At 37.4% G+C, this 20619-nt stretch carries 20 protein-coding genes; 10 read left to right on the top strand and 10 right to left on the bottom strand.

Annotation, left to right across the window (positions count from 1 at the left end; translation table 11 throughout):
- The first annotated feature begins 202 nt into the window (after nt 1-202).
- A complete protein-coding gene (locus tag WC460_05620) occupies nt 203-754 on the top strand; it encodes a hypothetical protein (GenBank protein ID MFA5188812.1) in 552 nt (183 codons plus the stop codon).
- Between the two features lie 116 nt (nt 755-870).
- Here WC460_05620 and WC460_05615 read toward each other — a convergent pair whose 3' ends face one another.
- Nucleotides 871-2859: a sodium-translocating pyrophosphatase gene (locus WC460_05615; protein ID MFA5188811.1), complete on the bottom strand. Its 1989-nt coding sequence runs from the start codon at nt 2857-2859 to the stop codon at nt 871-873.
- Between the two features lie 276 nt (nt 2860-3135).
- Between WC460_05615 and WC460_05610 the strand changes: the two genes are divergently transcribed.
- A complete protein-coding gene (locus WC460_05610) occupies nt 3136-4500 on the top strand; it encodes a M23 family metallopeptidase (protein ID MFA5188810.1) in 1365 nt (454 codons plus the stop codon).
- A gap of 60 nt (nt 4501-4560) precedes the next feature.
- Here WC460_05610 and WC460_05605 read toward each other — a convergent pair whose 3' ends face one another.
- The 4 genes from WC460_05605 to WC460_05590 all read right to left on the bottom strand — a co-directional run bounded on the left by WC460_05605 (nt 4561) and on the right by WC460_05590 (nt 9394).
- Nucleotides 4561-6081, bottom strand: coding sequence for a YifB family Mg chelatase-like AAA ATPase (locus WC460_05605; GenBank protein MFA5188809.1), 1521 nt, complete (start codon nt 6079-6081; stop codon nt 4561-4563).
- Nucleotides 6082-6332: 251 nt separating this feature from the next.
- Nucleotides 6333-6809: a signal peptidase II gene (gene lspA / locus WC460_05600; protein MFA5188808.1), complete on the bottom strand. Its 477-nt coding sequence runs from the start codon at nt 6807-6809 to the stop codon at nt 6333-6335.
- A gap of 6 nt (nt 6810-6815) precedes the next feature.
- Nucleotides 6816-7184, bottom strand: a complete 369-nt coding sequence (locus WC460_05595) for a TraR/DksA family transcriptional regulator (protein ID MFA5188807.1) — start codon at nt 7182-7184, stop codon at nt 6816-6818.
- A gap of 743 nt (nt 7185-7927) precedes the next feature.
- Nucleotides 7928-9394 (bottom strand): hypothetical protein, encoded by a 1467-nt coding sequence (locus WC460_05590; GenBank protein ID MFA5188806.1) that lies wholly within the window; start codon nt 9392-9394, stop codon nt 7928-7930.
- A 197-nt stretch (nt 9395-9591) separates the two neighbouring features.
- On the opposite strand from WC460_05590, the gene WC460_05585 reads away from it, so the two are divergent.
- From WC460_05585 to WC460_05565, 5 genes are all read left to right on the top strand, one after another.
- Nucleotides 9592-10149 (top strand): hypothetical protein, encoded by a 558-nt coding sequence (locus WC460_05585; protein ID MFA5188805.1) that lies wholly within the window; start codon nt 9592-9594, stop codon nt 10147-10149.
- A gap of 213 nt (nt 10150-10362) precedes the next feature.
- On the top strand, nt 10363-11478 hold the full coding sequence (locus WC460_05580) for a hypothetical protein (protein ID MFA5188804.1): 1116 nt from the start codon (nt 10363-10365) through the stop codon (nt 11476-11478).
- A gap of 142 nt (nt 11479-11620) precedes the next feature.
- Nucleotides 11621-12373, top strand: a complete 753-nt coding sequence (locus WC460_05575) for a hypothetical protein (GenBank protein ID MFA5188803.1) — start codon at nt 11621-11623, stop codon at nt 12371-12373.
- Between the two features lie 103 nt (nt 12374-12476).
- The gene (locus WC460_05570) at nt 12477-13238 is read left to right on the top strand and encodes a hypothetical protein (GenBank protein MFA5188802.1); all 762 of its coding nucleotides are present in this window, start codon (nt 12477-12479) and stop codon (nt 13236-13238) included.
- Between the two features lie 4 nt (nt 13239-13242).
- The gene (locus WC460_05565) at nt 13243-13503 is read left to right on the top strand and encodes a hypothetical protein (GenBank protein ID MFA5188801.1); all 261 of its coding nucleotides are present in this window, start codon (nt 13243-13245) and stop codon (nt 13501-13503) included.
- 74 nt (nt 13504-13577) lie between these two features.
- Here WC460_05565 and pnp read toward each other — a convergent pair whose 3' ends face one another.
- The 3 genes from pnp to rpsO form a co-directional block, all read right to left on the bottom strand.
- Nucleotides 13578-15839, bottom strand: coding sequence for a polyribonucleotide nucleotidyltransferase (pnp, locus tag WC460_05560; GenBank protein MFA5188800.1), 2262 nt, complete (start codon nt 15837-15839; stop codon nt 13578-13580).
- A gap of 240 nt (nt 15840-16079) precedes the next feature.
- The gene (locus WC460_05555; GenBank protein MFA5188799.1) at nt 16080-16601 is read right to left on the bottom strand and encodes an NYN domain-containing protein; all 522 of its coding nucleotides are present in this window, start codon (nt 16599-16601) and stop codon (nt 16080-16082) included.
- A gap of 87 nt (nt 16602-16688) precedes the next feature.
- On the bottom strand, nt 16689-16967 hold the full coding sequence (gene rpsO, locus WC460_05550) for a 30S ribosomal protein S15 (protein MFA5188798.1): 279 nt from the start codon (nt 16965-16967) through the stop codon (nt 16689-16691).
- Between the two features lie 751 nt (nt 16968-17718).
- Here rpsO and WC460_05545 point away from each other — a divergent pair.
- Nucleotides 17719-18441: a polyphenol oxidase family protein gene (locus tag WC460_05545; GenBank protein MFA5188797.1), complete on the top strand. Its 723-nt coding sequence runs from the start codon at nt 17719-17721 to the stop codon at nt 18439-18441.
- 12 nt (nt 18442-18453) lie between these two features.
- Complete coding sequence (locus tag WC460_05540; protein ID MFA5188796.1) at nt 18454-18654, top strand: hypothetical protein; 201 nt, start codon at nt 18454-18456, stop codon at nt 18652-18654.
- A 239-nt stretch (nt 18655-18893) separates the two neighbouring features.
- On the opposite strand, the gene WC460_05535 is transcribed toward WC460_05540, so the two are convergent.
- Both WC460_05535 and WC460_05530 read right to left on the bottom strand, forming a co-directional pair.
- Nucleotides 18894-19469 carry a zinc ribbon domain-containing protein gene (locus WC460_05535; GenBank protein MFA5188795.1) on the bottom strand — a complete coding sequence of 192 codons (576 nt, stop codon included), beginning with the start codon at nt 19467-19469 and terminating at the stop codon, nt 18894-18896.
- A 321-nt stretch (nt 19470-19790) separates the two neighbouring features.
- Nucleotides 19791-20165 carry a hypothetical protein gene (locus tag WC460_05530; GenBank protein MFA5188794.1) on the bottom strand — a complete coding sequence of 125 codons (375 nt, stop codon included), beginning with the start codon at nt 20163-20165 and terminating at the stop codon, nt 19791-19793.
- Between the two features lie 236 nt (nt 20166-20401).
- Here WC460_05530 and WC460_05525 point away from each other — a divergent pair, with 236 nt between their 5' ends.
- Complete coding sequence (locus WC460_05525) at nt 20402-20575, top strand: hypothetical protein (protein ID MFA5188793.1); 174 nt, start codon at nt 20402-20404, stop codon at nt 20573-20575.
- The last annotated feature ends 44 nt before the right edge of the window (nt 20576-20619 follow it).

Genomic DNA, 20619 nt, shown 5'->3' with positions numbered 1-20619 from the left:
CGTCTCACCTGCCCACAGCCCATTACTTATTACCTCCCTTTCTTCAAGGGTTAAACGATGATATTTGTTTTTCATAGCAAAACCTTAAATGATTTTAAAGTTTTGCGCTAGTCCTTTGAACCCAGTTATGGGTGTATTGACAAAAACATTAAAATATAGTAGTTTTAAATATAACTTGAAAACAAAAAATAGGAGGGATACAGTGAAAAGTATAGTTTTGATGGTGGCCATGGATATTGAAATTCCAGATTCTTACCAAAAAAATCAAGGTAAATTAATAGTATCTGGTTTTGGTCCCCAAAATGCCAGCCAAGCCATGCGAAAACTTTTATCCCAATCGCGGCCAGACTTTATAGTTTTTACTGGTTTTTGCGCATTTGTTGATGATAACCTTAAAACTGGAGACATAATTGTCGCCAATGGTTACAAATCAGAGTTCGGGGAGGAAATAATTAGCAAACCAGAACCGCAGATCTTAAAAAAACTTGAAAAGAAAATTTACTTCACCCAAGGAAAATTTCAAAGCTTTTCGCATTTCGTAGAGGAGCGAAAAATAGTGGCTCCTGATATAACTGCGGTTGATATGGAAACTTTCGATTGGGCGCGAGAAGCTACATTTTCTAAAATCCCATTTATTACTGTCAAAGTCTGCTGTGACCTAATTCCTCCAAGGGAGAATGAAGTTTATCCCATTTTCCCCAGAGCCAAACCATTTTTAAACTTGGTTTGGCAGGAACTTGTCAAACTTATTTGAACTCAAAAGCGCCTCGGAAAACCGGAGCGCTTTTTTTATATTCTATATTCCTACCTCCGCTCTTTGAGCTTCGGCCTTCGCCGACTAAAGTCGGTAGGCAGGCTAAATTCTTTATTCTATTTCAGCAATAACCCCACTATCAACAAAGCCACAATATTTAAAATCTTAATCATCGGATTTATCGCCGGTCCAGCAGTATCTTTATACGGATCGCCAACAGTATCGCCTGTTACAGCAGCCTGATGGGCAAAAGATTTTTTGCCGCCGTAATTGCCTTCTTCAATAAATTTTTTAGCATTGTCCCAGGCTCCGCCGCCACTTGTCATGGAAATAGCCACAAAAATTCCAGTTATAATAGAACCGACTAATAAACCGCCTAAAGCTTGAACGCCTAAAATAAAGCCGACTAGAATTGGAGCAACGACTGGAATTAAAGCAGGGAATATCATTTCGTGAATCGCGCTTTTAGTTACAATATCAACTGTCTTGCCATAATCAGGCAGTTCAGTGCCTTGCATAATGCCTGGCTTTTCTTTAAATTGCCTGCGCACTTCTTCAACTACGGAACCAGCTGCCTTGCCTACTGCTTGCATGCATAAGGCGCCAAAATAATAAGGCAAAAGACCGCCAATAAATAAGCCGACTAAAACCCGGGGATCATTAATTAAAAATGGGACATTATCGCCCAGTGCATGAGTAAAATCAGCAAATAAAACTAAAGCGGCTAAAGCAGCGGAAGCAATGGCATAACCTTTGGTCACTGCTTTGGTTGTATTGCCAACAGAATCTAAGGGATCGGTAATTGCTCTGACTTCTTCTGGCAAGTCTGCCATTTCCGCAATACCGCCGGCATTGTCAGTGATTGGGCCATAAGAATCAATGGTCACGATTATGCCAGCTAAAGAGAGCATGGCCATAGCTGCGATAGCAATGCCATAAATACCTGCCAATGCATAAGCAATTAAAATTGCCGCGGAAATAACAAGGACTGGCCAGCCAGTAGATTTCATGGATACTGCCAGGCCGGCAATAATATTTGTGCCATGGCCGGTTTGCGAAGCTGCAGCAATGGATTGAACAGGCTTGTATTTTTTAGAAGTGTAATATTCAGTAATTGCAACCATGGCGCCAGTAACAGCCAAGCCAACCAGAGAAGCAAGGTATAAATTATTTACATTGTACAAATCATTAGTGCCGAGCAGCCATTTTGTTACTGGATAAAAAGCAATGGCGGCTAAAACACCGGCAGCGATTAAACCTTTGTATAAAGCACCCATGATATTTTTCTTACTGCCTAAGCGGATAAAAAAACTTCCAATAATAGAAGCTATAATTGCTACACCGCCCAAAACCAAGGGAAAGACAATCGCATTTTCCCAGCCCTTAAAAAGCAGTGAGCCTAAAATCATGGAAGCAATGGTCGTAACCGCATAAGTTTCAAATAAATCAGCCGCCATGCCAGCGCAATCACCGACATTATCGCCAACATTGTCCGCAATCACAGCAGGATTTCTCGGGTCATCTTCTGGTATGCCAGCTTCAACTTTGCCAACAAGGTCGGCGCCTACATCAGCAGCTTTGGTATATATGCCGCCGCCTAAACGGGCAAAAATAGAAATTAAAGAACCGCCAAAACCAAAACCCACTAAGGCAGTCAAATCTTTGAAGATTAAATAGAATAAAGTCACTCCCAATAAACCTAAGCCAACGACTAAAAAACCAGTTACTGCTCCGCCTTTTACCGCTACATTTAAAGCTGATTTTAAACTATTTCTTGCAGCTTCAGCAGTACGCACATTTGCTCTGACTGAAACATTCATGCCAATATAACCGGTTAAAGCAGAGAGGATAGCCCCGAATAAAAATCCCAGAGCTGTTGTCCAGGCAAGTAGAAAGCCTATTACTAAAAATAAAACAATAGCGACCAAACTTATGGTTTTATACTGCCTGTTTAAATAGGCTTTGGCGCCTGTTTGAATGGCTTTGGCAATGGCCTGCATTTTTTCATTGCCAGCTGGCATTTTTAAAACAATTTTTATCAGGATTACGCCATAGGTAACTGCTAAAAGGGCTGCAATTAAAGCGAAAATAAGGCTGGAATTCATAGGTTTTATAATTATAATTAAAATTTACGATATATTTATCTTAACTTTGTAAAAAGTTTTTGTCAAACGCTTTCTGCTAACAATAAATAGGCTTGTCGCGTGGTATGGCAGCTGAACTGCTTCACCATAATCCCTAAACTAATTCCCTTTATTTTTGACATCTCTGGGATGATTTGGTATATTAAGAGTAATAATTCATCTTGCTTTTAAGGCATTTTTTTATTTAAGGCGGGATAACTGAATTTAGAGCTAATTTTGGGGAAAATGCCTGGCTGGATGAAAAGGAAAAAAATTATTAGCAATAAAATTAAATTAATTCTGATCAGAATTTTATTGGGCATCATTAAAGGCTTTAAATTTATCATAAAGTCCTTTTTTAATTTGTTAAAGCCCTTGGCTTGGCCGTTGAAAAAAATGCTGATTATTTTGTATAAATATGTTTTTTTAAATAGCTATAAGCTCGTATATTTTTTAAATAAAATAGTCAGATCAATTTTTCCAGCCCGGCAAATAAAGCCTATTTATTTATTTGTCAATAAATATATTGTGCATATTATTGCTGTTTTAATGACTTTTATTATTTGTTTTACTAATCTTTTTATCAGCCAGACCAGGGCGGCAAATTATGGCGAAAAAAGTATTTTATTTGCCTTAGCCAATGGCAGTGATCTGGAAAGCGATTATGTTGAAGAAACTATCCAGGTTGCGCCGCCAGCAACTACCAGTTATTTGGGAGAAGGTAATGGCGCTGTCTCTCCATCAATTCAGGCTTTGCCCGAGCCTAATCTGAATCAGATTGAAAATGATTCTCTTTTAAGCGGAGAAGGCTCGGCCTTGCTTAAGCCTGAATTTTCTTCGCTTACAGCAGCCCAAGCGCAACGTGATAAATCACTTGAGTATATTGTAAAAGATGGTGATACTTTGGGTTCAATCGCTACTGATTTTGGCCTTAATATGCAGACAATATTATGGGAAAATAAATTGACCAAGACAAGTTTAATCAGGCCTGGCCAAAAGTTAGTTATTTTGCCAATCGATGGGGTTTCGCATAAAGTTGTAGCGGCTGATAATTTAGACAAGATTGCTAAAAAGTATAAAGCGGATAAAAATAAAATTATTGAATTTAATAATTTAGCCGATGCCAGAGATATCCAGGTAGGACAGATATTAATAATACCTGAAGGCCAAGCTTATTTTGCGCCTCCAGCCAGTGTGCCGCGTCTGGCGCCAATTCAGCAAATTTTTACAGGGCCAGCTTATGTGGAAACCGAACCGAGCGAGGGTAAAATGCTCTGGCCAAATGGCTGTCGCCGCATCACCCAATATTTTAACTGGAGACATACCGGCGTGGATATCGCTTGCCCCGCAGGTACTCCGATTCGGGCAGCTGATGATGGCACTGTGACAGTAGTTAAATATTTAAATACCGGTTATGGCCATCAAGTTGACATTGATCATGGCGGAGGAAAAATGACCAGATATGGCCACATGACAACAATTTATGTTAAACCTGGACAGAACGTTAAGCGTGGGGAGGCGATCGGGCTTGAAGGCTCAACCGGCCGTTCAACCGGTCCTCATTTGCATTTTGAAGTTAGATTTTTTAACAAGGTCTATAATCCTTTAAGCTATATAAAGTAAAATTAAATTGCATCTATATAAAAAGCCCCTGCAGCACGGGGGTTTTTTAGGCCTAATGTTTTAACGGTTAAAACGATATTGCAGCGCCTCGGCCAAGTGTTGAGTTTTAATATTTTCAGAATTTTCCAGATCAGCAATCGTTCTGGCTAATTTTAAAATACGATGATAGGCGCGGCCTGAAAGATGAAATTGGCTTACAGCATTTTTTAATAATTCCAATCCCTGGTTATCAATGCGGCAAAATTCTTTGACTTCTTGAGGTCGCATTTCGCTATTGGTTAGCCGCCCTAGATCTTTAAATCGTTCTTGCTGAGTAATCCTGGCTGCTTCAACTCTTTGCCTGATCTCAATTGAACTTTCTGCGACCTTTTGATCAGTTAATTTTTCAAAACTCAAACGCGGGACTTCAATGTGCAGATCAATTCTATCAATAATCGGTCCGGAAACTCTTTGTTGATATTTAATAATCTGGCTAGGAGAGCAAGTACAGCGCTGTTCAGGGTCAGTGGCAAATCCACAGGGGCAGGGATTTTGCGCGGCGATTAAAATAAAGCGCGCAGGATAAGTGAGAGTGCCATAAACTCTGGCAATAGAAACTACGCCATCTTCCAGCGGCTGTCTTAAATTTTCTAAAACTTTGCGGGGGAATTCAGTAAATTCATCCAAAAATAAAACTCCGCGGTGCGCCAGGCTGATTTCACCTGGCTTAGGAATCCGGCCGCCGCCGACCAATGAGATCGCTGAGGCTGAATGATGAGGAGCGCGATATGGCCGGCTGGTGATTAGGGGTTTATTAAGAGGCAAAAGACCGGCCACGCTATATATCTTTGTCACCTCCAGAATTTCCTCAAAAAGCATTTTAGGCAAAATAGAAGCCGCTGCTTTGGCCAGCAAAGTTTTGCCAGCGCCAGGCGGTCCTGACATAAGTACATTGTGTCCGCCTGCGGCCGCGATTTCCAGGGCGCGTTTGGAATGTTCCTGGCCAGTGATATAGGCCATATCAACTTCAAAATCATCATAATTTGTATTCTCATAATTGCTCTCGTTTGTGTAAGCAACAAGCAAATTTTTGCCAGTCAGATGATCAACTAATTCAGTTAAATTTCTAAGCGGATAGATATTTATGCCTTTTATTAGGCCCGCCTCTTCTTTGTTTATCCAGGGCACAAAAATATTTTTAAAATTATGTTCTTTGGCAAAAATAACAGCTGGTAAAATGCCATTAGTATGCCGTAAATTACCTTCCAGGGAAAGTTCACCCAAAAAAATTGAATCATTTAAATTAAATTTTAATTCCAGTTCATTGAGCAAGACTCCCAGAGCCATGGCCAGGTCATAGGCCGGCCCTTCTTTTTTTAAATCAGCTGGCGCCAGATTAATTACTTTTTTCTTGTCCCAGGGATAAGGGAAACCCGAATTTTTAATTGCCAGGCGTATTCTTTCTTTGGCTTCCTGTACAGCCAAATCGCCCAAGCCAACAATAAAAAATTTTTGGGGATCGCCCATAGAAACATCTACCTCAACTTCAACTAATTGAGGGTTTAAGCCAATGACAGCGACTGAATTTAGTCTGGTTAACATAAGAGAATTGAAACGCGGATTTTGTTCACAGATCGCACGGATAATTTCTGTATTCCCAAAAATCAGTGCCTATCCGTGAATTAAATCCGTGGTTTAGAGGATTCAATATATAATTTCTTTTGGAATCATTCAGTAATTAAAATTTCGTGGTTAATCATTCTTAATTATCATCTTATCTTAATCCCTTGACTTTTTCAAATTAAAAAATCGTCCAGGTGGACGGGTTTTTTCTTTTTTAAAATTTTTCAAGACTAAAGCCTGGAAGCGGGTATAGTGGTTTTTTGTTTTTTAAATTCACTAAGAATATAAATAAAAATTCCAGCCACAATCATCACATCGGCCAGATTAAAAACAGGCCAAATGCGGATATTTATATAATCAATTACATAGCCATAAAATAAACGATCAAGCAAATTGCTTAACGCGCCCAAAATTATTAAAGAAGTTGCTGCAAATTCCCATAAATTTTGTTTTTGTAAACTTTGCAGCCAGATAATGCCTAAAATAATAAGTATAACTATAACAATTATTATGATAAGTATTTGGGGTAAGGGCAGGCTAAAGGCAGCATTTTGGTTTGGAGTATAAACAATTATTAAAAGATTTTTTAAAAAATAAAATCCCTCTTTAGGGATTTTATTTAGAAAATAGTATTTGATTAAAGATTCAAGTATAAATAAGACAATGCTTAGGCAAAAAATTAGAGAGATTTTTTTTATTCTAGCCATGGCAGGTTATTGGCTGGTTAGCTTTTCTTTGCATTCAATACAGGCATTAGAAGTAGGCCTGGCCATTAAGCGATCTTCGGCTATTTCCTGGCCGCAATAAGCGCATTTGCCATAGGAGCCATCTTCAATTCGCTGTAAAGTCTTATTAATATCGCGTAAAGTTTTTTCTAATGAATATTCAATAGAAAGGTTATCTGTATATTGAGCGACTTCCTCGGCATTTTCATCTTCTTTATCGCCATAATCAGGAAATCCAGAACGATAATTGTCTTTAACAAATTCGTCTTTTTTTGTAAAACTGGCTAATTCTTTTTCAATTTGTTCTTTGCGAAGAATAAGGTCTTTTTTAATTTTTTCTAATATGTCTGCTTTCATATGTTTAATTTTCACGCTTAACTTTATTAAAATTGGTTTAATTTGAAATTTGTTCCTTATGGATGCTAATCTGCTAATAGATAAAAGATAGAAAAATTAGTAGATTAGTAAAGAATTAGTGAATTAGTAACCTTATTAATATTATATCAAAATCAAACAGTAATAAATAGTATAAACAAGATTATTGAAAAAAGCAAGTATTTGGTAAAATTTTGGCAAAATGAAAAGGCCTCGTGCTTCGGTCCATATAAAATTATTTTATGACCTGACGAGGCCTCGACTTCATTAGTTTAGCGCCCGCCTTACGCGAGCCGTTAAAAGTTTGATGAAGTCGGTTTGACTTCCCTTGGAACTATGTGAAAGTGCGACCTTTCACCGTCCTTTGGCTTAAAACTAAGCCGTAGTTTATAAAAATATAAGAAAGGATAAGAGTTTTATTTTTATTTTTGGGATTCTCCCAAGTGAATCCTGAATAAGGCAGTGAAAGGCAGGGAAATTTAGCCAAAATTGCTGTTTTCGCTCAATTTCTCTGGTTATGTGAAAGAACTATTATTATATTGTCATTATAGCAATCTTGAGACATTTTGTCAAGTTTTGGATGTTAATAACTATTAAATTTTATCTAGAATTAGCTAAAATAATGATAATTTATAAATTTTGATAAAGGAATTTCAGTTTATTAAATTTTATATAATTTGGCTAATTTTAAATCTTTTCCCCAGGTTGTCCACAAAATTGAATTTTTACTCTAAGCATAGCGAAAATTCACCATTTTCAGTGCTTAAAAATGAGATGGATGCTATATATTTGGCTAAATTTGGCCAATAAGACGCCATAAGCTCATTTTTTATGTATAATTCCGGGTTATTTTGGCAATTATTAAAAGCATTATAATCAATTAGATCTTCAGAATTGGCTAGTTTTTCTAATTTTTCTTTAGAATTGGCCAAGAATAATGTATTATTTTGGATAAAATATGCATATTCGTGAGAATCAATTAAATAATGGATAGGAACATTATTTATTTCCTCAGTTTGGAAATTGTAATTTTGTGGTTGTTTAGTGATCTGGATAATTTGAGTCTTGTCTGGCAAGGTTTTTACTTTATTAATAGGATTTTGTTGCGCCACATATTGTTTAATAATATTTTCTAGTTTATTAACTTTTTCAGTTATATTTAAATCTGATTCAAGGTTAATTGCCAGAATATAATGATTGTCATTATCAGCAATAATTTCAGCATGATTGGAAAACAAGGCGAGAATATCATTATTAAGGTTAAACCCATATAAGGCTTCTAGATATTCCTTATTTTTCTTCAGCTGGTTGAAATAATTTTGCTCTGTTTGAAATAAGAGCATGTAAATTTTTTGAAATTGCTTTTGGCCATTATTAAAATTAAAAATAAGACCGGTGTTTTTTGGAATTTTTTGCATTAAGGGCTGACTTGTTTGATTTTCATTTTTAAAGCCAAGCGGTTGTAAAAATATTTTATTCTCTTTAATTTTCAGCCCCAGATAGATATTATCTAGATTATCAGCCTTTAAGGAAGCGATTAAGAGTTTTGTTTTTATATCTTTGATATTATTCAGATTATCTGCCAGATATGAAAAATCAAAATAGATTTTTCCCTGATAATCAAGGCTAAATTTATTCAGGTTTAATTGCACGTTTATATTTTGCGCTAATGACAACTGATTTTTGCTGATGATTTTTTTAACTGTTTGCATTGTTTTTGCTGAATTGCTGGCCAAAAAAATATTTTTATTTACTACTTGATTATTTGAGACAATCGCCTGCCAATTATTTTCAGTAAAAGACTGAGCTAAATCTCGAGCTTTATTAGCATTGCCGTCAAAATCTATAATCAGCAGATAAGAATAATTTATTTCATTATTAATAACTTCTGGGATTATTGCTACGGACATATTGTAACCTGCCATATAGTTTAAGTCTTTATAATCTAAGTTTGGCAGATTAAAGTCTTGTTTTAATAATTCAAAGTCCCGGCGTAAAAGCAGATTTTCGTTTAATTTATTGTTTAGCTTAAAAGTTGAATATAAAATGGCATTTGCCGGCACATATTTGATCAGATTGTCTTTTTTAAAATATAAATAATAATAAAAAAACAGGGCAATGGCAATAATTAAAAGGATTACCCCGAAAATTTTACTTAAAAAAATAATTAAACGTTTGTGCCAAAGTGACATAAAAATGCGAATCTACCCGTCTTCGCTAAAGCTTCGGCGGGCGGGCGAATTAATGTGAATGCTACGAATATTTTTAAGGCTTATTCTAATTCGTTTCATTTGCATTAATATATTCGCATTGTATCAAACCCCTTGACTTTTGCCAATTATATGTTAAGTTAGAGATACGTAAATTTCCTTTGAAAGGAGGCAGTAAAATGGAAGAAAAAGTCAAAGGCGTTATGCTTTTACCTTATCAAGAGCTTATTAAAGCCAGTCCGTCTTTAGACTGGAACAAGTACCTTAAAAATGAAGATTGGGATGTGATCCGTGGCAGAATTTTAAATTTATGGTATCCGTTCGGAACATTTGAAAGGTGCGGTTTGGCAGCCTTTAATCTGATTGCCAAAAAAAATTTTAAAGCTGTGAGAATCTGGGCTAAACAAAGCGCCACTCAAATTTTCCACATCTATAAGATGATTGTTGAAGCAGGCAACCCAATCAGCGGTATTTCCAATATGCTGGGTATCCGTACAATACTTTTCAATTTTAACTTATTTGACGCTGAAATTGAAAAAATTGATGACCGGCACATTAAAACCAGCTCAATTGCCAAGAAAAAAACTGCTGAAGGGATTGAAGCTTTTAATTATCAGCTGATTGGGTGGTTTGAATACATTATTGAACAAAACAATGGAAAACGCCCAAAAATTGAAATCCTGGCCAAACAATGGGCAGGCGCGCCAAAAACTATCCTTGATATTAAATGGGAATAATAACTCAAGGGGCAATCAAACGATTGCCTCTTTTTTTAATTGACATTTTTAAATTATTTGTTAAAGTGTAGTTACGCGAGAGCGTTCTGTCTCTAAGAAAGAGATAAAGCTCCTTTAAAATTAATTCGGGTTCCCAAAAACAAATTGGCCAAAGCGTGAGAACACAATAGTTTTGGAAAAAACTAGGTCAAACAAATGAAAAGGAGAAACGCAATGATTAAGATTGAACAGGAAGTTAAATCAGCAGGTAAAACACTTTTTGGTGAAAGCATCAGTGAATCTTTACTGGAGGCCTTCACTCACCTATCCCGAACTGAAAAAAAAGAAGGGTTTATAGATCCTTTTAGCTTAACCAGAGCTTCCCTTAAGGGTCTCTGTTTGCAGACAAAGAGCTGGCAGGACATCGCTAAAATAGTTGTCGCGGCTGTGGCTTATAGGCCTGGTTCGGCTGAAAAATGGCTGCAAGTTATCTGCGAACCATTTAGCTTAAACTTGTTTAAGGAAGACACGGATCTCCTTCAAGCAAATCCAGCTTTTATTCTAGGCACGACACTCGGTCTTTTTCAAGCCATAAACTGGCTTGATCAGCACTGGCGCACCCTTACGGCCTTTGAAAACGACTTCTACGATGAAATCGCTGAAGTTATTCTGTGGAAAGATCAGTTTTCTGATTTGACTGACCAACTATTGCCTGATCCAACTTATGAAAGCCAGCTTTCCCAGGCAATCAAGGCCTTTGTGCGTGGCGAGCCAGGACTTGGATGGAAAGGCGAGAGATTATATTTCACTCTAAGCCTAGTGCAAAAAGTTCTGAGCAAGCTGGTTAATCAAAACCGACGAAAAAAAGAACTGTCTAAAATCGGCACGCTGGTTTTGGATCAAATCAGCTATGCCTGGTGGGGAACAGAAAGCTTAATGGGACGTGTCAACGGCATCGCAATCCTCGGGAAAGAGCGCGATTTTGACAAAAATATTGCTGCTCAGGCAATCCCTAAACTTTTTGAGGATAAAGAGCTTTTTTATGCGAGCAATCTGGCATCGGATGCTGAAAGCAGCTGGGAACAAGCCGCTTTTCAAATGTTGGCCAAAAGCTTTAGCGAGAGTAAGCCGGCAATAATCTGGCAGATCATCAAACAGGCAGATGAAAAGATAAAGGGAAAAATAGAGCTATCAATGCAGGCCCAGATTCTTGCTGACAAAATCGCTTTCGCGATCTTTGATCAGCTGGATGTTTTTGGCCGGGCTCTAACAGCCATTCTTCCTTTAACTACAATTCTTAACGAAATTTGTTCGCAATCGGGCAGAAGATTACTTCAACCTGATTTGTGAAAATTTCCAGGGGCAATCAAAACGATTGCCTCTTTTTTTTATTGACTTTTTGCAGATATTAAGCTAAGTTTTAACTAGCGTGAGAACGCTAAACGCTTTCAGCGAAGGCACAAAGTTCTTTGAGAAAAGAAGGAGAAGGAAAATGGATATGATAACAGAAAACAGGATGGCCAATATACTTTTTGGCCAAAAAGGAAGCAACAATTTGTTTAGGGCAAAAACTTTTGCCATATTAACAAAAGATGGGCCAGACAGATTTCGGCTTTTGCGAGAATTAGTTGTGGGATATAGCGCAGAAACTCTTTCTGTCGATCCAAATACAAGTTACGATCACAAAAAAGTTGAAAATATCAGCAAAGGATTGATGGCCCTGACAGCCAGCGATCTAGAATCTAATTCTTGGCTTGAGCTATTTGCAGAACCTTTTGACAAAGGTCTGGATTCAAATGCTTTTGAGACAATAGCCACGGAAAAGATTATAGAAAATGCCTCATTCTATTATACTCTCGGTTTAGTTTTAGGCATTTTTCAGTCAAACAACTGGCTGGATAAAAATTGGACAAAGAATGTTTTGGCAGAGAAAATTCCAGAGACTCTGGCCAAAATTATTTTTTGCCTAAATAAGTTAACTGAATCCTGCCAAATTCATGAGAGATACGAGAGTGAACTTGCCAAGGCTGTTAAGCAATTCTTGAGAGACACACCGTATTGGCAACAGCGAATTACTATGCTCATGAAAACAATTTATGAGCCAATTACACATTTGAAAAATACTTCCACAATTGGCCAATTAATTGTTGAGCAGCTAAATTACGCCATATTTGGAGCTTTGAACTTCACTTCGCGCATTGATTTTTTGGCCATGTATTGGCAAGAACTAAACAAAAAACAATAACACTTCCAAGCTTTAACAAAAGCACTCAAGGGGCAATCACGCGATTGCCTCTTTTTCTTTTTTCCATTACAATTAAATCATCTAATTAAATATTTTTATTTTTATGCGAAAAATTATTGTCTTATTTTTGCTCTTTAGCTTGCTGGCCTTGCCTGTTTTGGCGCAGACAGAAAGCGACTGGCTGAATGCTAAAAGCAGAACTATCTCCGCCCAAGCCGTTTACAAACAGGCTCAGGCAGATTATAAGGCAGATAAAACCCCAATTAACGAGCAAAAGCTTATTTCGGCCACCAAAGATGTTTTAAATGCCGCGCTAAATGAAGTTGAAGCCTGGTTAAAGTGGAAAAATAATGAGGCCAAAAATAATCCTGACGCGCCGGCTGATATAAAAAATGATATTGAATCCGATGTTAATAAAAATTTGGCAAAAATTGCGGATTTCAGAATTGAGGTTTCTGGCATCACCACCCAAGCGCAGGCAGGCATTGTATTTTTAAAAATGGCCGTCGCTTATCTGGAATTATTAACCGATGTGGCCAGAAATACTGGCGCTATGTGGGTTGAAATTGGCAAAAAACAAATTTCTCAGTCGTCAAATTATGAAGTAAAATTAAGGGTAGCAGCTGAAAAAATTTCAAATAGCAGCGAAATAATTAGAATTTTGGACTCAGCCAAGGGAAAAATTACTGAAGCGCAAAATAATGTAAATTTGGCAGAGAGCGCTTATAAAGTCGTGAAATTACCTGGCACTCCTCTTATAAAATTTAATGCCGGCAATAATTACCTGCGTTTAGCCAGATCAAATTTACTTGAGGCGAATTCTGAATTATTATTTGCCTTAAAATTATTACTTACTAATAAATAAAAATATGAGGAAATTAATTATAAGTCTTAGCTTGATGCTTGTCTTTATCTTAATTTTAGGAGGCTGTGCCGCTCAACAAGGTAAAATCGAGAATAACGCAAATTCAAATAGTAACGAAAAACAAGCAGCTAATAAAAATGAGGCTGCAAATTTGAACAAGGAGACATCAGAGGAAAATAATAAATTAAATGTAAGCGAAGACGATCTCAATAAGTTAAAAGCTGACATTGAAAAAAATAGCTACGAGGATTTAAAAAGTTTATAGCCGACAATAATCACATAACAAAGAAGGAGCGATTCATGAATCGCTCCTTCTTTGTTATGTACTTCTTAATTTATTTATCTTTCCCTGCGTTTAAAAAATCCTTTTTTATCATCTCGTCCGCCACGACCGCCAGAGCCACCATGACCAAAGCTGCTGCGCCTATCAGAATCTCTTCTCCCGCCTCCAAATTCCCCGGTAAATGGCGGAGGAGTATTGCCGCCTTCCATTAAAGCTAAATTAATTCTGCCCTGGCTGTCAATTTCAATAACTTTAACTCTCACTTCCATGCCTTCTGTCACAACATCAGTAACCTTATTAACTCTGGTTGGGGCTAGTTTGGAAATATGGATCATGCCGTCTTTGCCAGGTAAAATTTCCACAAACGCGCCAAAGTCCATAATGCGCACTACTTTGCCATTGTAAATTTCACCGACTTCCGGCACTTTAACAATATTTTTTATCCATAAAACAGCTTTTTCAGACATCTCGGGATTATTGGAAGTTACCAAAACTAGACCGCTGTCATCAACATCAATATCAACTCCGGTTTCTTCAATAATCTTACGAATCATTTTGCCGCCCGGACCAATTACGTCTTTAATCATATCCGGTGGAATAGCAAACGAAGTAATTCTTGGCGCAAAAGGTGAAAGATCTGCTCGTGGTTCGCTAATGCACTTTTTAATACCATCCAAAACCTGGTCTAAAGCTTTGCGGCCTTGTTTTAAAGTCTTTTCAATCATTTCCATTGTTAAGCCGTCAGTTTTAGTATCCATTTGAATGGCAGTTAAACCATTTTGCGTGCCAGTGATTTTAAAGTCCATGCCACCTGGCCCGTCTTCAAAATCCTGAATATCAGTCACGATTTTATAACCGCCTTTGCCATCTACGGCCAAGCCCATGGCAATGCCAGCCACTGGATTTTTAATTGGCACGCCGGCATCCATTAAAGCCAAAGTTGAACCGCAGGTTGAAGCCATAGAACTAGAACCATTTGAACCCATGGTTTCAGAAACTACCAAAATTGTGTAAGGAAAATCTTCTTTTGAAGGGATAACAGGATTTAGGGCTTTTTCTGCCAGAGCGCCATGGCCGATATCTCGCCTGCTCATGCCGCCCATCCTTTTAACTTCACCGACTGAATAAGGCGGGAAATTATAATAATGTATATATCTTTTTTCACCAACCTCTTCCATTGTATCTAATGACTGCACATCACCTGGCGAACCTAAAGTGACAAAAGTCATAACTTGAGTTTCTCCTCTTTGGAATAAGCCAGTGCCATGAATTCTTTTTAATAAGCCAACTTCAAATGAAAGCGGCCTGATTTCATCAAGTTTTCTGCCGTCAATACGCACTTCGCGTTCCATGATGGCGGCGGAAATTTTAACTTCTGCCAGTTTGGCGACTTTTTCAACCGCAAAATTGATTAAGTCTTCGCTTGTACCTTCGGCAGTTAAATTCCTTTCCAATTCTGCGACTAATTCATTGAGCCCGTGCTTGCGCAAGGCTTTGGTTGGTTTTTTCTCGTTCAAAATATAAGGGTCAACTTTGGCAGCCACAAAAGCTTCAACTTTTTTAGTAACTTCTGCTTTAGCAGCTAAAGTTTCTTCAGATTCTTTGGGCATTAATTCCAAAATATCTCGTTTTGGCTTGCCTGCTTTTTTTTGCACATCCTTAATTAAATCCAAAATATCTTTTAATGCTTTGGATCCGAATTTAAATGCTTCTAAAATTGTTTCTTCCGGGATTTCTTTGGCTTCAGCTTCAACCATAATAATTTTTTCCGGTGTTCCAGCCAAATTTAATTCCAAATCACCTTCGGCTAATTCTGCCACGGTCGGATTTAAAATTAATTGGCCTTCTTTTTGGCCCACTGTAATGCCGGCAATCGGATCGTTCCAGGGGATATTGGAAATTGCCAGGGCAGCTGAAGCAGCGATCAGGCCAACCATTTTTGATTCATTCTCGCCATCATAAGATAACGCTGTCACAATCACCTGAACTTCATTTCTAATGTCTTCAGGGAATAAAGGGCGAATAGCTCGGTCAATTAAGCGGCCGTTTAAGACAGCTCCATCGCTGGGTCTGCCATCTCTTTTAATAAAGCGAGAACCCTTAATTCTGCCGGCTGCATAAAATCTTTCTTCAAATTCCACAGTGAGCGGGAAAAAATCAATGCCCTCGCGGATTTCATTGGAAATTACACAAGTAGCTAAAACAACTGTGTCGCCATAGGACACAGTTACGCTGCCATTAGCCTGCAAAGCCAATTTACCGGTCTCAATAATGAGTTTTCGGCCAGCGATTTCTTTCTCAAAACGTAAACTTTCCATAAGTTTTCCTTTCTTGCCATGCCGTAGCTTTTAGCGAAGGCGGGCTGCTGGCCTGCAAGCTCCTGAACTTGTTAATTAAACAAGCACAGATTGTTTGCGGGTCAGCTTTTATTTAATTAATTTTTAATTATAAATTTTTAATTTTTAATCAATTATTAAATGATTTAATGACTAAATTTAAACATTTACTCATTAAAAAATTGTTTAGTAATTAATCATTAAAAATTAGATATTAACCCCTTATCTTCTTCTTTTCAAAACTGACTTCAAAAGATATTTCCCCGGCTCTTTTCCCAAATCAACATAATCATCAACAACTTCCAGCAATTTCCCTGATGTGCTGCGTTCAAAGGAAATTAATTCAACCAAACAGCCCTTATTCTCTCTCAAATAATGTATCAGGGGAATAAAATCTCCATCGCCAGTAACTAAAACAACCACATCAAGTTTGTCAGCCATTTTAATGGCATCAACTGCCAAGCCAACATCCCAGTCGCCTTTTTTAGCTCCGCCTGGGAAGATTTGCAGTTCTTTGGTCTTAACTTCAAAACCCTGTTTGCCTAAAATTTCCAAAAACTTTTTTTCCTCGCCGCCAATGGTTATGATGCCATAGGCAACAGCGCGGATTAATTTTCTGCCTGCGACTGCGGTTTTTAAAATTTCTTGGAAATTAACATTGGCCTTGTATAAATTCTTGGCTGAATGGTACATGTTTTGGACATCTACGAAAATGCCCACTCTTTGCTCTTTGTGTTTGATCATACACGAATTTTCGCAAATTTTTGACTAATTAGTCTTAATTCGCGTGAATTAGTACAAACAAAAACCCCGTTCGCACGGGGAATTGTATTATGTGGTAATTGTTTTTAATTTTAAAGCTTTAGTCAATTTCTCGTAACTTTCCTGATTCTCTCTTCTTAAATAGGTTAACAGTTTCTTTCTTTCTTGTACTTTTTTAATCAAGCCCAAACGGGAAGAAAAGTCGTGCTTGTGTTCTTTCATGTGGTTTGTCAGCTGTTTGATTTCTTCAGTCAAAATTGCAATCTGCACTTCGGCTGAACCAGTGTCAGTGGCATGGATGCGGAATTTCTTTATAACCCGATCCTTTTGTTCTTTTGAGAGTGGCATAGTTGGTTGCTTTCTTGTGCGCTTATCCGAGCTGGTCCCTTGCCTGGGATTAGCCAAGAGTAACGCTTTATTTTGTTAGTTATTGAAATAGTATCATTGAATTAGTGAGATGTCAAGGCAAAATAGGATGATACTAATGTACTAATAAATTACGAATAATACTAATGGGACAGTTGTAATGATTGTAATATTAGTATCATTAGTATAAAATTAGTAAATTAGTTTCGCTTGACATTATTACAAACCTTTGCTTAAATTAAAATCAAGCGCGGAAACAGTTGTAATCGCACCTATGCATCATGAACCTGCGGATTACCGGGAATCGTGTCCCAAAACTGGCTCTATCAAGGAGTTTACTTTCGAACTTAGGCAAGCTGGGAGGCGATGAAGTCTGAGTCGGTAAGTAGGTGGTATAGGGCTCTATTTCGCTTACTTAGGCTGAGCCGAAAGGTGGAAGACCAGCCTTAGGCAAACTGACCCCGTTGGATTCATGGAGATTAAATTTTCGTGCTATCTCAACGGCTTTGGGAGTTCTGCGCTTTAGCCCCGTATCATTTGGTACGGGGCTTTTACTTTTATGATACTAATGTACTAATATGTTACGAATTATACCAATGGAACAGTTATTACGGTGTAATATTAGTATCATTAGTATAGAATTCGTAAATTAGTATCAGTTGACAAATCTTAAAAATCTGCTATTATATTGTAAGTACTTTACAACCTAACAAACTACGGAGGGAGTCAAGTAATGATTATTCGGTCGGAGCTTTTTAAAGAGTGGGGTGTCGTTCATGGCGTTTCCACCAAAAACTATGGCAACATGTCCTATGATAGGGATAAGACTGGCAAAGCTGAAGAAAATTTGAGGAGGTTCTTAGCCAGATTGGATTTAAACCTGGATGAAATAAGCTTGCTCAAACTGCCAGTAAATAACACCTCAAACGTGGCTTTAATCAGCAAGTTTCAGAAAAAAGGCAGAATTATTTTGCATGAAAAAAGCCGCGAGGTCGTTGACCTGCATAAGTTTGACAAAAAATCCGGTTTTGATGCTTGCATTGGCTTTTCGCAGAATACTTACCTAGCCATACTGCCTGCAGATTGCGCGCCAGTAATGCTTTTTGAGCCGAATACTGGTTATTTTGCAATGATTCACGCTGGCGCAGCGGGTGTAAAAGACATGATCGTGGCTAAAACTATATTTTGCATGAAAAAGTGGTGCCAGATTAATCCGCAAACGCTAATCTCCTATGTTGGCCCGAATATATGTTATAATCATTACAAAATTGAGGGGCAAAGCTATAACATAGCAGGCGCTATCAAAGGCCAATTGCTGCTAGCTCAAGTTTTGGAAAAAAATATTGAAATGGACACCCATTGCACGTTTGAAGACGAGCACTTATTTTTTTCGCATTTTCGCGCTGTAAAAAAAGAGGATGAAGGTCGGCAAATCGCCATTATCGGCAGAAAGTAAAAAGGAGAGAATATGAAATGGCTAAAAAGACTCCTGGGTTTTAAGGATGAAAACGATGAATCATTTCTTCCTGAAAATCCGAGAACGCGTGAACGCTGGAAAGAGTTTGCCAAGAAAGAGGGCATGACCTACAAACAGGTTCGCCAACTTTTCAAGGCGCAGCTCAAAGAAATCCCCTTACGCCTTAAATCGGTTCCGTATGCCAGAATTTAAAAGGCCGCAAGGGAAATTTAAAAAGAGGTTGATTTTATTCAGCCTCTCTTTTTTTTTGAGTTTTTTTAACTCCCAGGAAAAAGTGTTGATGCAGTAGAGAACCCCAAAGATACAAAGGTCAATCTCAAGCATCCTTGTAAGGTTTGACGAAATTGTTAAGTATCCGCCCCAGCAAAAGAAACCCATCGCTTCCAGCAGAAAAATATAAGTTTTGAAAATAGCGCAGATCTCCATTCTCCTCATTTCTTCTCCTCCTTGCCTTGAATACTAGGTGATTCAGGGCTTTGTTTTGGAAAAGAGTTTGATTTATTCAACCTCTCTTTTTTTGAATTTTTGATTTTTTTCTTAAAATAATCAAAGATAATGATTCGGCCAGCTAATACAATTCCCCCAGCCATTAGAATTGAACAACTAAGCGACCAAATGATATGGTTACCTATGTCATTATCTAAAGTAGGATTACCTGTAGACAAGTTAGCCATCCATTTAAAAAATATGGTGAGCAAAGAGATTCCAAAAAACCAAGCACCAAATTTTAATCTCTTACCATATTTTTGCCAGACGGCTTTCTCAATCTCGTTTTCCTCTTTCTTTTTTTGTAATTCTACTAATTGTTTTTGCAGTTCTGATTGTTTTTTAGCTTCATCTTCTGTCTTAGCTTGAGAAATATTTTTGCCGTTATTGGGACAAAATTTCAGATTTGGCAGGTGTTTTTTATTGCAGGTGAGGCATGGTAAAAGCAATTGTTCGCCACAATTATGGCAGAAAATGTAATCCAGCTGATTTTCAGCGCCACACTTTGGGCATTTATTCATTTTTATTCTCCTTTTTCATTGTCTTTTTTATCTGGTAAAAAGTAATTGACACACCATTAAACAAATTAATCCAATTATTGTAATTAAAGCCATTTTTTCAACTACAGATAATTGCTTTAGTTGTTGCCAAAAGGTAAGCCTTTCTCGCAGATATGTTCCGCACTTTTCACAGAATTCGTTAGCTGGCATAATTTCGGCTCCACACTGACATTTAGGGAAGACCTTTGTTTTAGTTCCGCACCGCGTGCAGTATACTTGGTTAATAGATGCATAAGATTTACATTTTGGACACCATTTAACCATTTTTCTCCTCCTTTTTTGTTACTTTAAAGATGAAAAAATTCTAATGATGTAAAGTGTTACAATTGTACTTACTAGAAACATTGCTCCACTAAATCTCAAGCCCGTTGCATCCCACAGGAACCACTCGATTGATGGCAATCCTAGTATCAATATAAGTCCTGCAAGAAACACTGCAAAAGATGTTAGAAATTTCACTAAGTTACTTTTTATTTCTTTCTTGAGGCTTAACTTTTCATCATCACCTATTGTCGCCAGTATGAAAAGCGTCCACAACTCAAGGCCGAAATATAACAAACTAAAATTTAAACTTACCTTGTCAAAAATACGTAAGAGCGGCAACACAATCGCACTAGCGCAAAACCAAATAACCAGAACTTTAGTTTCTAATTTCATTTTTCTCCTCCTTTTTATTTAGAAAAGACCGTAAAGTGCCACAGCTCCGAGAAAAAAAATCATACCAAGGAATATGATTTCATTTGGATCGGAAATGTGGATTAGGGATGGATTTAGTTGTAAGGAATATAGAACAATGACCAATAGGGTAAGTAGCCAAAATACAATTTTCATTTCTCCTCCTTTTTTTTGTCAAAGAACATTTTGATCTTTCACTATAGTTAAAATATTTAATTATGTCAATAAATAAGGCAAAAATTAGCATTAAAATGGCTATAATAAGCACAAATTATCATTCAGAAGTTAAAAAGTTGATAAAATTCTTGACATTTTTAGAGTTGTATGATAAATTTAATGCGATTGCTCATGAGGCAAGGAATTCAGACTTTAGTCTTTTATGGGACTTATAAAACCCTGAAGGGTGAACTCCGAAAGGCATGAGCAATCGCATAAA

This window comes from Patescibacteria group bacterium (assembly GCA_041651155.1).
In the GTDB taxonomy this organism is placed as follows: Bacteria; Patescibacteriota; Patescibacteriia; order CAIXNZ01; family CAIXNZ01; genus JAPLYF01.
The sequence above is the reverse complement of the archived record's forward strand: the minus strand, read 5'-3'. Positions and strand labels throughout refer to the sequence as shown.

Coding starts and splice junctions, on each gene's coding strand:
- WC460_05615 (MFA5188811.1), bottom strand. CDS start 2,859: ATGAATTCCAGCCTTATTTTCGCTTTAATTGCAGCCCTTTTAGCAGTT.
- WC460_05610 (MFA5188810.1), top strand. CDS start 3,136: ATGAAAAGGAAAAAAATTATTAGCAATAAAATTAAATTAATTCTGATC.
- WC460_05605 (MFA5188809.1), bottom strand. CDS start 6,081: ATGTTAACCAGACTAAATTCAGTCGCTGTCATTGGCTTAAACCCTCAA.
- lspA (MFA5188808.1), bottom strand. CDS start 6,809: ATGGCTAGAATAAAAAAAATCTCTCTAATTTTTTGCCTAAGCATTGTC.
- WC460_05595 (MFA5188807.1), bottom strand. CDS start 7,184: ATGAAAGCAGACATATTAGAAAAAATTAAAAAAGACCTTATTCTTCGC.
- WC460_05590 (MFA5188806.1), bottom strand. CDS start 9,394: ATGTCACTTTGGCACAAACGTTTAATTATTTTTTTAAGTAAAATTTTC.
- WC460_05585 (MFA5188805.1), top strand. CDS start 9,592: ATGGAAGAAAAAGTCAAAGGCGTTATGCTTTTACCTTATCAAGAGCTT.
- WC460_05580 (MFA5188804.1), top strand. CDS start 10,363: ATGATTAAGATTGAACAGGAAGTTAAATCAGCAGGTAAAACACTTTTT.
- WC460_05575 (MFA5188803.1), top strand. CDS start 11,621: ATGGATATGATAACAGAAAACAGGATGGCCAATATACTTTTTGGCCAA.
- WC460_05570 (MFA5188802.1), top strand. CDS start 12,477: ATGCGAAAAATTATTGTCTTATTTTTGCTCTTTAGCTTGCTGGCCTTG.
- WC460_05565 (MFA5188801.1), top strand. CDS start 13,243: ATGAGGAAATTAATTATAAGTCTTAGCTTGATGCTTGTCTTTATCTTA.
- pnp (MFA5188800.1), bottom strand. CDS start 15,839: ATGGAAAGTTTACGTTTTGAGAAAGAAATCGCTGGCCGAAAACTCATT.
- WC460_05555 (MFA5188799.1), bottom strand. CDS start 16,601: ATGATCAAACACAAAGAGCAAAGAGTGGGCATTTTCGTAGATGTCCAA.
- rpsO (MFA5188798.1), bottom strand. CDS start 16,967: ATGCCACTCTCAAAAGAACAAAAGGATCGGGTTATAAAGAAATTCCGC.
- WC460_05545 (MFA5188797.1), top strand. CDS start 17,719: ATGATTATTCGGTCGGAGCTTTTTAAAGAGTGGGGTGTCGTTCATGGC.
- WC460_05540 (MFA5188796.1), top strand. CDS start 18,454: ATGAAATGGCTAAAAAGACTCCTGGGTTTTAAGGATGAAAACGATGAA.
- WC460_05535 (MFA5188795.1), bottom strand. CDS start 19,469: ATGAATAAATGCCCAAAGTGTGGCGCTGAAAATCAGCTGGATTACATT.
- WC460_05530 (MFA5188794.1), bottom strand. CDS start 20,165: ATGAAATTAGAAACTAAAGTTCTGGTTATTTGGTTTTGCGCTAGTGCG.
- WC460_05525 (MFA5188793.1), top strand. CDS start 20,402: ATGTCAATAAATAAGGCAAAAATTAGCATTAAAATGGCTATAATAAGC.